Below are 13507 nucleotides of genomic sequence, written 5' to 3'. Positions count from 1 at the left end.
CCTCTGAAAAATTCGACGTCGGATAATACGAAAGGCAGAAGCTCTGCCGGGAACGAAACGCCTGGCTGCGGCGCAACGAAGGGGGCCGAGGCCCCCTTCGCGCGCCCTGACTGCCCGCATGGCCAGTCTGGCCGGCCGACATGACAGTCAGAATAGGCGCGTCGCGATCACTCGGCGACTTCGTTGTTCTCGGTCACCTCGACGAACTCGTCGGGACGGCCTTCCTTCGCCTTGGCGCAGGCGTCGGCGATCGCCTGGACATAGATCTGGATGGCGCGGATGGAGTCGTCGTTGCCCGGGATGACGTAGTCGACGCCGTCCGGGTCGGAGTTGGTGTCGACCACACCGATGACCGGGATGCCCAGCTTGTTGGCTTCGTTGATGGCAATCCGCTCATGGTCGACGTCGACCACGAACAGCGCATCCGGCAGGCCGCCCATGTCCTTGATGCCGCCGATGGACCGCTCGAGCTTGTCCTGCTCGCGGGTGGCCATCAGGACTTCCTTCTTGGTCAGCTTCTCGAAGGTGCCGTCCTCGCGCATCGACTCGAGCTCGCGCAGGCGCTTGATCGAGACCCGGATGGTCTTGTAGTTGGTCAGCATGCCGCCGAGCCAGCGGTGGTTGACGAACGGCTGACCGGCGCGGGTGGCCTCTTCCTTGATGATCTTGCTGGCGGCACGCTTGGTGCCGACGAACAGGATCTTGTTGTTGGCGGCCGCCATCTTCTCGACCACGCCGATGGCATCGTTCAGCGCCGGCAGGGTGTGCTCGAGGTTGATGATGTGGATCTTGTTGCGCGCACCGAAGATGAACTTGCTCATCTTCGGGTTCCAGTACTTGGTCTGGTGGCCGAAGTGGGCGCCCGCCTTGAGCAGGTCGCGCATGTTGACTTGCGCCATGGGATGTCTCCTGATGAATCGGGTTAGGCCTCCATGTACCCCATGGATCCGACCGCGGCACGCATCGGCGTCGACCTCGGCACCCGGGACCATGTGACGGTACATGTGTGTTTTCAGGCAGTTGATGGACTTGCCGCTTGCCGCCGCCCGCCGGCGGGCGGATTGCAGTCAAGCGCGCGGCTTTATACCATAGAATGATGCCAGAATGAAGCCGATGCCCCGCGCCGCGCGGGCTTCCCACGCTCCCGATTCGAGACCCCATGAACGCTCCCATCAAGACTCCCGACGAAATCATCAAGATGCGCGAGGCCGGCCGGCAGGCCGTCGCCGTCTTCGCGCTGCTCGACCAGCACGTGCGTGCCGGCGTCAGCACCGGCGAGCTCGACCGCCTGTGCCACGACTTCATCGTCAACGAGCTGGGCTCGGTGCCCGCCCCGCTCAACTACCACGGCTTTCCCAAGTCGATCTGCACCTCGATCAACCATGTGGTGTGCCACGGCATCCCCGACGACGGCAAGACCCTCAAGAAGGGCGACATCATGAATGTCGACATCACCGTCAAGACCGCCGACGGCTACCACGGCGATTCCAGCAAGATGTACGTGATCGGCGAGAGCATCCAGGGCGAGCGGCTGTGCCGCGTCACCCAGGAATGCCTTTACAAGGCCATGGCACTGGTGCGCCCCGGTACCCGGCTCTCCGAGATCGGTCGCGTCATCCAGCAGCATGCCGAGGCCAATGGCTACTCGGTGGTCCGCGACTTCTGCGGCCACGGCATCGGCGATGTCTTCCACGAGGAACCGCAGGTGCTGCACTACGACGGCTATGCCCCCGAGGCCGACATCGCGCTGGCCGAGGGCATGTGCTTCACCATCGAGCCGATGATCAACGCCGGCGGCTACCGCACCAAGGTGCTGCGCGACGGCTGGACGGCGGTGACCCGCGACAAGAGCCTCTCCGCGCAGTGGGAGCATACCCTGGCGGTCACCGCCACCGGCGTCGAGGTGCTGACCGCCCGCCCCGAGGAAGACCTCTCCTTCCTTCAGGGCTGACCCGCCACACGCGCCGCGCCGCCAGCTTCGGAGAGCCATCGCGCATGCTGCTGCACCACTACCGCTTCGTTCCGGACGAGACGCTGTTCGACGCCACGGCGTTCTGCGCCGCGCTCGACACCAGCCGCTCGCCGATTCCGGTCTACAAGCAGGCGCTGCGCGAGATCCAGGAGCGCCTGGACGCCCGCTTCCGGGCCGGCGCCGACATCCGCGATCTGGTCCACGGGCGCGCCTGGTGCCTGGACCGGCTGCTGGCCATCGCCTGGGAGCGCCACGCCTGGCCCGACGACGGCGTGGCCCTGCTGGCGGTGGGCGGCTACGGCCGCGGCGAGCTGCATCCACACTCCGACATCGACCTGCTGCTGCTGCTCGAGCGCGACGACGACACCCCCTACCGTGAACCGCTGACCGCCTTCATCACCTTCCTCTGGGACATCGGCCTGGAGATCGGGCACAGCGTGCGCTCGCTGGCTGACTGCGAACGCGAGGCCCGCAACGATGTCACGGTGATCACCAACCTGCTCGAGACGCGCACCCTGGCCGGCCCCGAGCGGCTGCGCACGGCAATGGGCGAACGCCTGTCGAGCGCGCACATGTGGCCGCCGGATCAGTTCTTCGAGGCCAAGTGGCAGGAGCAGATCGCCCGTCACTACAAGCACAACAACTCCGAATACCAGCTCGAGCCCAACCTCAAGAGCTCGCCCGGCGGGCTCCGCGACATCCAGATGATCGGCTGGGTTGCCAAGCGCTACTTCGGCCCGCTGCGCTACGAGGAGGTGGTCGCCCAGGGCTTCATGAACGATGCCGAGCTGCGCATCCTCAGCCAGGGCCAGGCCTTCCTGTGGCAGGTTCGCTACGCGTTGCACATGCTTACCGGGCGCGCCGAGGACCGCCTGCTGTTCGACCACCAGCGGGCCATCGCCGAGCTGTTCGGCTACCACGACTCGCCGGGGCGGCTGGGCGTCGAGCAGTTCATGAAGCGCTACTACCGTCACGTCACCGCCCTGGCCGGTCTCAACGACATGCTGCTGCAGCATTTCGACGAGATGATCCTGCGCGCCGACGAGGTGCTCGAGACCCGGCCGCTCAATGCCCGCTTCGAGGTCAAGGGCGGCTATATCCAGGCGCGCCATCCCCGCGTCTTCCTGCGCCGCCCCGGGGCGCTGCTCGAGCTGTTCCTGCTGATGGCCCAGCATCCCGAGATCGAGGGCGTGCGCGCCACGACCATCCGCCTGATCCGCGATCACCGTCACCTGATCGACGAGGGCTTCCGCGACGACCTGCGCCACCAGAGCCTGTTCATGGAGCTGCTGCGCAGCGGCGGTAACGTGGCCCGCCAGCTGCGGCGCATGAACCGCTACGGCATTCTCGGCAAGTACCTGCCCGAGTTCGGCCAAGCGGTAGGGCTGATGCAGCACGACCTCTTCCACCTCTACACGGTGGACGCCCACACCCTGCGCCTGCTGACCTTCATCCAGCGCTTCCGCGAGCCCGAGGGCCGCCAGGACTTTCCGGTCGCGGCCACCCTGGTCCACCAGCTGCCCAAGCTGGAACTGCTGTGGATCGCCGGGCTCTTCCACGACATCGGCAAGGGCCAGGGCGGCGATCATTCGCACATCGGCGCCGGCCTGGTCACCGACTTCGCCGAGCGCCACGGCCTGTCGCCCCGCGACACCCGCCTGGTCGCCTGGCTGGTCGAACACCACCTGCTGATGTCGAAGACCGCGCAGAAGCGCGACATCTCCGACCCGGACGTGATCCGCGAGTTCGCCGGCCAGATGCGCGACGAGGTGCACCTCGACTACCTCTACGTGCTTACCGTCGCCGACATCACCGCCACCAACCCCTCGCTGTGGAACGGTTGGCGCGCCGCCCTGCTGCGTCAGCTGCACAGCGAGACCAAGCGCGCCCTGCGGCGCGGCCTGGAAAACCCCATCGACCGCGACGACTGGATCCGCGAGACGCGCACCGAGGCCCTGGCCCTGCTGCGCACCCTGGGCGTCGACGCGGACCGCGTCGAGGCGCTCTGGGACACCCTCGGCGACGACTACTTCGTGCAGTACGCCCCCAGCGAGATCGCCTGGCACACCCAGGGCATCCTCGCCCACGGCGGCTCCGAGCTGCCCATGGTGCTGGTCAGCGCGCCGGCCGAGGGCACCAGCGAGGGCGGCACCAAGGTATTCATCCACACCCCCTCGGTGGACGACCTGTTCGCCGCCACCGCCGCGGCGCTCGACCAGCTCGACCTGTCGATCCACGACGCGCGCATCGCCACCTCGAGCAACAACCGCACGCTCAACACCTTCATCGTGCTCGACGACAACAACGAGCCGATCCGTGAGCCCGCCCGTCTCGAGCGCATCCGCGAGCACCTGATCGAGGAACTCGACGACCCGGACGACTACCCGCAGATCGTCAACCGCCACACGCCGCGCCAGCTCAAGCACTTCCGTGTGCCCACCCAGGTGCTGATCGAGCCCGACGGCGCCAACGCCCGGACCATGCTGGAACTGATCGCCCCCGACCGCCCGGGGCTGCTGGCCCGCGTGGGGCGGATCTTCATGGAGCAGCACATCGCGCTGTCGGCGGCCAAGATCGCCACCCTCGGCGAGCGCGTCGAGGACGTGTTCTTCATCACCGACAAGAACGGCGAGCCGCTCACCGATCCCGAGCGTCAGGCCGAGCTGCGCCGCCGGCTGTGCGAGACCCTCGACGTGTGACGCGTCGGGCCAATCCCAAGCATTTGAGGGGGTCTCCCGGCTTCCCTATAATCGGTGGCTTCGCGCCGCACGGCACTCATAACGACATTCGCCCGCTCGACGGGCCGCTGGCACCCCATGAACCCCAATCTCGACGCGCTCAAGCCCTACCCCTTCGAGAAGCTCGCCGCGCTGAAAGCCGGCGTGACGCCTCCCGATCGGTCGCCCATTCCGCTGACCATCGGCGAACCCCAGCACGCGCCGCCCGCGGCGGTGCTCGAGGCGCTGCGCCGCCACGAGGGCGACGTCGCCCGCTACCCGGCCACCGCCGGGCTGCCCGAGCTGCGCGAGACCCTCGCCGGCTGGGCGACGCGGCGCTTCGGCCTCGCGCCGGGCAGCCTCGACCCCGAGCGCCACGTGCTGCCGGTCAACGGCACTCGCGAGGCGATCTTCGCCTTCGTCCAGGCCGCCCTCGATCGCTCGCGCCCGGCGAAGGTGGCGATGCCCAACCCCTTCTACCAGATCTACGAGGGCGCCACCCTGCTGGCCGGCGGCGAGCCGCTGTATCTCGACTGCACCGCCGCCAATGACTTTCGTCCCGAACTCGACGCCGTGCCGGCCGAGGTCTGGCGCGAGGTGCAGCTGGTCTTCGTCTGCTCACCGGGCAACCCCACCGGCGCGGTGACGCCGCTGGCCGACTTCCAGCGGCTGATCGCGCTGGCCGATGAACACGACTTCCTGATCGCCTCCGACGAGTGCTACTCGGAGCTCTACCTGGACGAGACCGCACCACCGCCGGGGCTGCTCGAGGCCTGCCGGACGCTGGGCCGCGACGACTACCGGCGCTGCATCGTCTTCCATTCGCTGTCCAAGCGTTCCAACCTGCCGGGGCTGCGCTCCGGCTTCGTCGCCGGCGACGCCGAGCTGATCGCGCCCTTCAAGCGCTACCGCACCTATCACGGCTGCGCCATGCCGCTGCAGGTGCAGAAGGCCTCGATCGTCGCCTGGAACGACGAGAGCCACGTGCGCGCCAACCGCGATGCCTACCGCGAGACGTTCGCTGCCGTCACCGAGATCCTCGCGCCGGTGCTGGACTTCCCCGCGCCACAGGCGAGCTTCTACCTGTGGCCGGCGGTCCCGGGCGGCGACGACGAGGCCTTCACCCGCGAGCTGTTCGCCGAGGAACACGTCAGCGTGCTGCCCGGCCGCTACATGTCCCGCGACGGCGTGAGCGGCAACCCCGGCGCCGGGCGCCTGCGCCTGGCGCTGGTCGCCGAGGCCGACGCCACGGCCGAGGCCGCCCGGCGCCTGCGTGCCTTCATCGAACGCCGCCAGTGAGAGGACACCACGCCCGATGATGACGCTCTACGGCATCAAGAGCTGCGACACCTGCCGCAAGGCCCGCAAGGCGCTCGACGCCCGCGGCATCGCCCATGGCTACCATGACCTGCGCGAGGATGGGCTCGACGCCGCCACACTGGACCGCTTCATCGCGCTGGCCGGTCTGGAGGCGCTGCTCAACACCCGCAGCACCACCTGGCGCGGGCTCGATGACACCGACCGCCAGGCCGCACGCAGCGACGACGCCCACGCCCGCACCCTGATCCTGGCGCAGCCGACCCTGCTCAAGCGCCCGCTGCTCGACACCGGCGAGACGCTGATCGTCGGCCGAGCACGCGACGACTACGCCGATCTGACTTGAACCTGTTCTACACCCACGTTTCAGGAGACTGCACATGCTGAGTTTCGCCCTCGGAATCGGCCATCAGAACACCCAAGGCGACTGGCTGGACGTCTACTATCCGGCGCCGCTGCTCAAGCCCGACGCCGCGCTGGTCGAGGCCGCCCGCCAGGCGCTCGACGCCCCGGCCGGCAACGCCGCAGTGAGCTTCCTGCCCGAGCACTGCGCGGCACTGGCCGAGGCGCTCAAGGCCGCCGGCCATGCCGACCAGGCCGAGCTGGCCGCCAGCCTCGCCGCCAGCCGGCGCCCGCTGGTCGCCACCTTCCTGGAGGTGGACCAGCCGCCGCAGAGCGTCCCGGAGGTCTATCTCAAGCTGCACCTGCTCTCGCACCGCCTGGTCAAGCCCCACGGCGTCGACCTCACCGGCATGTTCGGCCTGCTGCGCAACACCGCCTGGACCAGCGAAGGCCCGATCGACGTCGAGGAGCTGCCGGAGCGTCGTCTCCAGGCCCGTCTCGAAGGCCGCGTGCTGTCGGTGGACTGCGTCGACAAGTTCCCCAAGATGACCGACTACGTGGTGCCCCGGGGCGTGCGCATCGGCGACACCGCCCGCGTGCGCCTCGGCGCCCACCTCGGCGAGGGCACCACGGTCATGCACGAGGGCTTCGTCAACTTCAACGCCGGCACCGAAGGCCCGGGCATGGTCGAGGGCCGCATCTCCGCCGGGGTGATGATCGGCAAGGGCTCGGACCTGGGCGGCGGCTGCTCGACCATGGGCACCCTCTCCGGCGGCGGCAACATCGTGATCAAGGTCGGCGAGGGCTGCCTGATCGGCGCCAATGCCGGGATCGGCATCCCGCTGGGGGATCGCTGCACCGTCGAGGCCGGCCTCTACCTCACCGCCGGCGCCAAGGTCGTGGTGCTCGACGACCAGGGCCAGGAAGTGCGTACCGTGGCGGCCCGCGAGCTGGCCAACCAGAACGACCTGCTGCTGCGTCGCAACTCGCTCAACGGGCGCATCGAGTGCCTGACCAACAAGAGTGCCGTCGCGCTGAACGAAGCGCTGCACGCCCACAACTGAGCTGACGGCGCCCGCCACGCGGGCGCCCCACCGGCCGACTACCAGGAATCCGCATGTCTTCGTCCGACTCCCCCGCGTCGCTGTCGCCGACGCTCGACCTGGCCATGGCACTGATGCGCCGCCCGTCGGTCACCCCCGACGACGCCGGCTGTCAGGACCTGATGATCGAGCGCCTCGAGCGTCTGGGCTTTCGCGTCCAGCGCCTGCCGTTCGGCGAGGTCGAGAACTTCTGGGCGGTGCGCGGCCATCATGGCCCGGTGCTGGCCTTCGCCGGCCACACCGACGTGGTGCCCAGCGGTCCCGCGGCGCAGTGGGACGCCCCGCCCTTCGAGCCGTGCATCAATGCCGCCGGCGAGCTGTGCGGGCGCGGCGCCGCCGACATGAAGGGCAGCCTGGCGGCGATGGTCACCGCCGTGGAGCGCTTCGTCGCGGTGCATCCGGATCATCCCGGCCAGCTCGCCTTCCTGATCACCGCCGACGAGGAAGGGCCCGCGGTCGACGGCACCCGCGCGGTGGTCGAGCACCTGCGCGAGGCCCACGAGCGACTCGACTACTGCATCGTCGGCGAGCCCTCGTCGAGCGAGCGCCTGGGCGACACCATCAAGAACGGCCGGCGGGGCTCGCTGGGCGGCGTGCTGCACGTGCACGGCGTGCAGGGGCACGTGGCCTACCCCCACATGGCGCGCAACCCCATCCACGAGGCGGCCCCGGCGCTCGATGCCCTGTGCCGCGAGCACTGGGACGACGGCAATGCCTTCTTCCCGGCGACCAGCTTCCAGATCTCCAACATCCGCTCGGGCACCGGCGCCACCAACGTGATTCCCGGCGAGCTGGAGGTGGTGTTCAACTTCCGCTACTCCACCGAGCTCAGCCACGAGACACTGCGTCAGCGCACCGAGGCGATCCTCGACGCCCACGGGCTCGACTACCGCCTCGACTGGACGCTCAACGGCGAGCCCTTCCTCACCGACCACGGCCCGCTCATCGAGGCCACCGTGGCCGGGGTCGAGTCGGTGACCGGCCTGACACCGACCCTGTCCACCGCCGGCGGCACCTCGGACGGGCGCTTCATCGCCACCCTCGGCTGCCAGGTGGTGGAACTCGGCCCGCTCAACGCCACCATCCACAAGGTGAACGAGCGCGTGCGCGCGGCGGATCTCGATACACTGAGCCGGGTCTACGAGACGATCCTCGTCCGGCTGTTCACCTGAGGCTGCCATGGAACGCTATCCCGATATCGAAATCTATCTGGCGGGTGCCGACCTCGAGGCCCTCAATGCCTGGCTGGGCGAGCGCCTCGACGCCGCCCCGCTGCAGCCGGCCGGCAAGCGCAAGTGGCGCGGCCGCGGCTACTGCGCGGGCGAGACGGTCCCGGTGCTGCTGGTCGAGGGCGTGGCCGACGGCTTCGCCAGCCTGTGGCTCGACAGCGCCGCCACGCCCTGGCCGCGGGACATCGATCTCGCCCGGGAGGCCGTGCAGCGGCTGGGCTGCGAGGTGCGCTGCTCGCTGGGCGGCTGGCAGCCCGGCGACGACCCCGACCGCTTCTGGCAGGTCTGCCCGAGCGGCCACGAGGGCCCCATCGACTGGCCGGACTCGGGACAATAGGCCATGCTGCGGGCACATTGCCCGTTCTCCACTCTCCCCATGACGACAAGGATGCGATGCCATGGCGGAATCCAAGCCGGTCATCTATGCCGCCATGGGCGGCAACCTGCTGATCGCGATCACCAAGTTCGTCGCCGCCGCTTTCACCGGAAGCTCGGCGATGCTCTCCGAAGGCATTCACTCGGTGGTCGACACCGGCAACCAGGGCCTGCTGCTGCTGGGCCTGAAGCGCGCCAGTCGACCACCCAGCGCGCAGTTTCCCTTCGGCCACGGCAAGGAGGTCTATTTCTGGAGCTTCGTGGTCGCGCTGCTGATCTTCGCCGTGGGCGCCGGCGTCTCGATCTACGAGGGCATCAACCACATCCTTCACCCCGAGCCGATGCAGTCGCCGCTGATCAACTACATCGTGCTGGGACTGGGGATTCTCTTCGAGGGGGCGTCCTGGGCCTTCGCACTGAACGCCTTTCGCAAGACCAAGGGCAAGTGGGGCTATGTGCAGGCGGTGCGCCGTGGCAAGGACCCGACCATGTTCATGGTGGTGTTCGAGGACTCCGCCGCCCTGCTCGGTCTCCTGGTGGCGCTCGGCGGCATCTGGCTGAGCGAGTGGACCCACAACCCAATCTTCGATGGCATCGCCTCGGTGATTATCGGCCTGATCCTCGGCGGCACGGCGATCTGGCTGGCGGTCGAGACCAAGGGGTTGCTGATCGGTGAAAGTGCCAATCGCGGTGTGGTCGATGCCATTCGCCACCTGGCCGGCAACACCGATGCCGTGGAATCGGTCAACGAGGTGCTGACCATGCACATGGGGCCGGACTTCGTCCTCGCCACGCTCAGCATCCGTTTCCGGCGCGGCACGCCCGCCGAGCGCATCGAGCGCGCCATCGCCACGCTGGACCGGGACATCAAGGCCGAGGTGCCCACGGTCAAGCGGGTGTTCGTCGAGGCCGAGGCCCGCGCCGACGTGGACGAACGCCCGGATCACGGCGAGGAGCCGGCCAGCGCCCCGGCCTGAACGCCATCGCCCCGGCAAGGGCCGGGGCGATGGCGTTTCGGGAAGCGGCGGACCGGCTTCAGGTGATGACGGTGACGTCGTCGGCCTGCAGCCCGCGCTCGTTCTGGACCACGTGATAGCGCACCTTCTGCCCCTCGGCCAGGGTACGGTGCCCCTTGCCGCGGATGGCGCGAAAGTGCACGAACACATCCTCGCCGTTCTCGCGAGTGATGAAGCCGTAGCCCTTGTTGACGTTGAACCACTTGACCTCCCCGGTCTCGCGATCATCGCTCTCGATGTCCGCCAGGTTGGCCAGCTGTGGGGTGAGAATGTTAACGGCCAGTGTCGCCACCAGTAGAATCACGAAGATCGCCACGGCGCTGGCCACGTAGATACGCTCGATACCATCGAGCTCCAGGGCCTTTTCCAGTTCGCCGGTCAAGGCGCCGTCGGCCAGCGAGGCAAAAAGGGCGATCAGCAGCGGGGCGGGAGCGGCCAGCAGGAGACTGATGATACTGCAACGCAGTAATACCTTTCGATTCATGGACCTCGGGTTCTCTTGTTGTCAACCAATAACGGCCCGGTCGCCGAGGCGACGGGCGATGTCAGGAAAAATCAAGGTGTCGCGATGAACGGCAACACACAGCGCAGCGATTCTAGCATGATCGAAAACGACCCGCTTATCAGCCGCCTGGAGGCGCGAATCGAGGCCCTGGAGAGCCGGCTGGCCTATCAGGAACACTGGCTGGACACGCTGGATCGCGCCGCCGTGCGCCGGGAACAGCGCCTGAGCCAGCTCGAGCGCATCAACGCGCTGATGCAGCAGCGCCTGCGCGATCAGCACCAGGCCCTGGAAAGCCTGGCTCCGGATCTCGGGGCGCCGGACGAGCGCCCGCCCCACTACTGAGGCCGCCGCCAGACGGCAGACGCACCGCTGGACGGCGGGGAGACCCGGCAAGGGGGGCCAAGACGGGAAGTCGCAAAAAGAACGGGGAGCGCCAGGCGGCGCTCCCCGAGTCGACCGAAGGGCTGTCAGACCGAAGCCCGGCCGGCGTTCACTCCAGGCCGTCGAGGTAGCGCTCGGCGTCGAGCGCGGCCATGCAGCCGCTGCCGGCGGAAGTGATGGCCTGGCGATAGACGTGATCCATGACGTCGCCGGCGGCGAACACGCCCGGCACGCTGGTGGCGGTGGCGTTGCCGTCGAGCCCGGAGCGCACCGTGATGTAGCCGCCGCTCATCTCCAGCTGGCCCGCGAACAGACCGGTATTGGGCGTGTGGCCGATGGCGATGAACACGCCCGGGGCCGCCAGCTCGCGGGTACTGTCATCCAGCATGGAGCGCAGCCGCACGCCGGTGACGCCGGAGCCGTCGCCGAGCACCTCGTCGACGGTCTGGTTCCACTCGACGGCGATGTTGCCGTTGTCGACCTTCTCGAAGAACTTGTCCTGCAGGATCTTCTCGGCGCGCAGGCTGTCGCGGCGGTGCACCAGGGTCACCCGCGAGGCGATGTTGGACAGGTACAGTGCCTCCTCGACGGCGGTGTTGCCCCCGCCGACCACCACGACCTCCTGATTGCGGTAGAAGAAGCCGTCGCAGGTCGCGCAGGCCGACACCCCCTGCCCCATGAACTGCTGCTCGGAGGGCAGGCCCAGGTAGCGGGCGCTGGCGCCGGTGGCGATGATCAGGGCATCGCAGGTGTAGAGGCCGTTGCTGCCCTTGAGGGTGAAGGGCCGGCGGCCCAGCTCCACCTCGTCGATGTGGTCGAAGAGGACCTCGGTGTTGAAGCGCTCGGCGTGACGCTTCATGCGCTCCATCAGCTCGGGGCCCTGCACGCCGGTATCGTCGCCGGGCCAGTTGTCGACATCGGTGGTGGTGGTCAGCTGGCCGCCGGCCTGCATACCGGTGATCAACAGCGGGCTGAGGTTGGCCCGGGCCGCGTAGACCGCCGCCGTGTAGCCCGCCGGACCGGAGCCCAGAATGATCAGTCGCTGATGACGCGCTTCACTCATGAAAGAATCCTCTCGCGCAGCGGGCACCGTCCCGGGACGGCGCCCTCCGTTGACATTGCCTGATGAAGTGGCCGGGTTGGCTGTGAGCTGGGCTCGGCCCGGTTGCTGCCAAGGCCAGGTCACAGCCGCCCGCGGGTACAACCTCCCGTAGACGACAAGGGGCGGCCCGCAGGCCGCCCCATGACACCCGGAAACCGTTACAGTTCCTTGGAGTGCTCGCCGAGGTACTTGGCGACACCCTCGGCGGTGTCCTTCATGCCTTCCTGGCCTTCGTCCCAGCCGGCCGGGCAGACTTCGCCGTGCGTCTGGTGATGCTTGAGCGCCTTGACCATGCGCAGCATCTCGTCGACGTTGCGGCCCAGCGGCAGGTTGTTGACGGTCTGGTGCTGGACCACGCCGTCCTCGTCGATCAGGAAGGAGGCGCGCAGGGCGACACCCGCTTCCGGATGCTCGATGCCGTAGGCCTGGACGATCTCGTGCTTGACGTCCGCCACGACCGGGAAGCCGACTTCACCGATGCCACCGTTGTCCGGCGAGGTCTTGCGCCAGGCGTAGTGGGTGAACTGGGAGTCGATGGAAGCGCCGATGACCTCCACACCCAGCTCCTTGAACTGCGCCAGACGGTTGTCGTGGGCGATGATCTCGGAGGGGCAGACGAAGGTGAAGTCCAGCGGCCAGAAGAACAGCACGCGCAGCTTGCCGTTGCTGTCGGACAGCTTGAAGTTGTCGACGATGGTGCCATCGCCCAGAACGGCGGCCGCTTCGAAATCCGGTGCCTGACGTCCAACCAGTACGCTCATGTAACGCTCCTTGAGAGTTGAGTGTGGTCGCTTGTGAATGATGACGAGGACGAGGTTACGATCGCCCCCGCGATCTGCCAATTTGATAACCCCAATGATCGATATAGGGCATGCCTATCGGCCGTGCCCTACACGATGTCGTCGTCGCGCGCCACCGTCACTCGTTCGATGTCGCCGAGCACGCAAGAAACCTCCACGCCGACCTGCATCGGGGCACAGCAGCGCGGACAATCCTCCCAGGTCACGTGACTGCCCTGGCTGGCATCGACCAGCAGGTCGAAGGCAGCCCCGCAATAGGGGCAGTGGGTCGCATGCGAGGTGAGCATTTCTTCATTCATGATCGGCTCCCACCCTGCGCGTCGATGCCATGTCTGAGATCAGGATTTGGGGGCATCGGCGCCAGCTTTCAAGGGGCGAATTGACGGTCCTGTTCAGGATAGTCGAGCCGGCGCCGAACACCCATCGCCGATTGGGCCCGCTTGAATTCTCGACCTATCATTGCCATGTGATGGATAAAGGTAATGCGGGCCAAGTGTCGACAATCCCGCCCCTGGGCGTAGTATCGTAGCCCTAGTCAATCAGGAACCTGACCACTCGGGAGACGGTGACCGGCACCACCGGCAGGCCGTTGAAGCCGGCAGTTCCGCCGCCCGAGTCGACGCCCAAGCAAGGCATGAGGAGGAGTCC

14 protein-coding genes are annotated in these 13507 nt (G+C 67.8%); 9 read left to right on the top strand and 5 right to left on the bottom strand.

The window, feature by feature from the left end:
• Window positions 1-167 precede the first annotated feature (167 nt).
• The gene (rpsB, locus tag G7A98_RS12445; RefSeq protein WP_163650002.1) at window positions 168-899 is read right to left on the bottom strand and encodes a 30S ribosomal protein S2; all 732 of its coding nucleotides are present in this window, start codon (window positions 897-899) and stop codon (window positions 168-170) included.
• A gap of 260 nt (window positions 900-1159) precedes the next feature.
• On the opposite strand from rpsB, the gene map reads away from it, so the two are divergent.
• The 8 genes from map (at window position 1160) to G7A98_RS12405 (ending at window position 10032) form a co-directional block, all read left to right on the top strand.
• Window positions 1160-1951 (top strand): type I methionyl aminopeptidase, encoded by a 792-nt coding sequence (gene map / locus G7A98_RS12440; RefSeq protein WP_163650001.1) that lies wholly within the window; start codon window positions 1160-1162, stop codon window positions 1949-1951.
• A 44-nt stretch (window positions 1952-1995) separates the two neighbouring features.
• Entirely contained in the window at window positions 1996-4671 is a 2676-nt protein-coding gene (locus G7A98_RS12435) for a [protein-PII] uridylyltransferase (RefSeq protein WP_163650000.1), read from the top strand.
• 117 nt (window positions 4672-4788) lie between these two features.
• Window positions 4789-5988: a succinyldiaminopimelate transaminase gene (gene dapC, locus G7A98_RS12430; RefSeq protein WP_163649999.1), complete on the top strand. Its 1200-nt coding sequence runs from the start codon at window positions 4789-4791 to the stop codon at window positions 5986-5988.
• A 16-nt stretch (window positions 5989-6004) separates the two neighbouring features.
• A complete protein-coding gene (locus G7A98_RS12425) occupies window positions 6005-6352 on the top strand; it encodes an arsenate reductase (RefSeq protein WP_163649998.1) in 348 nt (115 codons plus the stop codon).
• Between the two features lie 34 nt (window positions 6353-6386).
• Window positions 6387-7412, top strand: a complete 1026-nt coding sequence (gene dapD / locus G7A98_RS12420) for a 2,3,4,5-tetrahydropyridine-2,6-dicarboxylate N-succinyltransferase (protein ID WP_163649997.1) — start codon at window positions 6387-6389, stop codon at window positions 7410-7412.
• Window positions 7413-7465: 53 nt separating this feature from the next.
• Window positions 7466-8623, top strand: coding sequence for a succinyl-diaminopimelate desuccinylase (dapE, locus tag G7A98_RS12415; RefSeq protein ID WP_163649996.1), 1158 nt, complete (start codon window positions 7466-7468; stop codon window positions 8621-8623).
• Between the two features lie 7 nt (window positions 8624-8630).
• Window positions 8631-9017 (top strand): hypothetical protein, encoded by a 387-nt coding sequence (locus G7A98_RS12410; protein WP_163649995.1) that lies wholly within the window; start codon window positions 8631-8633, stop codon window positions 9015-9017.
• 61 nt (window positions 9018-9078) lie between these two features.
• A complete protein-coding gene (locus G7A98_RS12405) occupies window positions 9079-10032 on the top strand; it encodes a cation diffusion facilitator family transporter (protein ID WP_163649994.1) in 954 nt (317 codons plus the stop codon).
• Window positions 10033-10090: 58 nt separating this feature from the next.
• Here G7A98_RS12405 and G7A98_RS16820 read toward each other — a convergent pair whose 3' ends face one another.
• Window positions 10091-10555 (bottom strand): cold-shock protein, encoded by a 465-nt coding sequence (locus tag G7A98_RS16820; RefSeq protein ID WP_163649993.1) that lies wholly within the window; start codon window positions 10553-10555, stop codon window positions 10091-10093.
• A gap of 117 nt (window positions 10556-10672) precedes the next feature.
• On the opposite strand from G7A98_RS16820, the gene G7A98_RS12395 reads away from it, so the two are divergent.
• Window positions 10673-10918 carry a SlyX family protein gene (locus G7A98_RS12395; protein ID WP_224416803.1) on the top strand — a complete coding sequence of 82 codons (246 nt, stop codon included), beginning with the start codon at window positions 10673-10675 and terminating at the stop codon, window positions 10916-10918.
• Between the two features lie 148 nt (window positions 10919-11066).
• On the opposite strand, the gene trxB is transcribed toward G7A98_RS12395, so the two are convergent.
• The 3 genes from trxB to G7A98_RS12380 form a co-directional block, all read right to left on the bottom strand.
• Entirely contained in the window at window positions 11067-12020 is a 954-nt protein-coding gene (gene trxB / locus G7A98_RS12390) for a thioredoxin-disulfide reductase (protein ID WP_163649991.1), read from the bottom strand.
• A 197-nt stretch (window positions 12021-12217) separates the two neighbouring features.
• Entirely contained in the window at window positions 12218-12820 is a 603-nt protein-coding gene (locus tag G7A98_RS12385; protein WP_163649990.1) for a peroxiredoxin, read from the bottom strand.
• Between the two features lie 128 nt (window positions 12821-12948).
• On the bottom strand, window positions 12949-13158 hold the full coding sequence (locus G7A98_RS12380) for a CPXCG motif-containing cysteine-rich protein (RefSeq protein WP_163649989.1): 210 nt from the start codon (window positions 13156-13158) through the stop codon (window positions 12949-12951).
• Between the last annotated feature and the right edge of the window lie 349 nt (window positions 13159-13507).

Origin of the sequence: Modicisalibacter sp. 'Wilcox' (assembly GCF_010993675.1) — a bacterium.
Lineage (GTDB): Bacteria > Pseudomonadota > Gammaproteobacteria > Pseudomonadales > Halomonadaceae > Modicisalibacter > Modicisalibacter tunisiensis.
The sequence above is the reverse complement of the archived record's forward strand: the minus strand, read 5'-3'. Positions and strand labels throughout refer to the sequence as shown.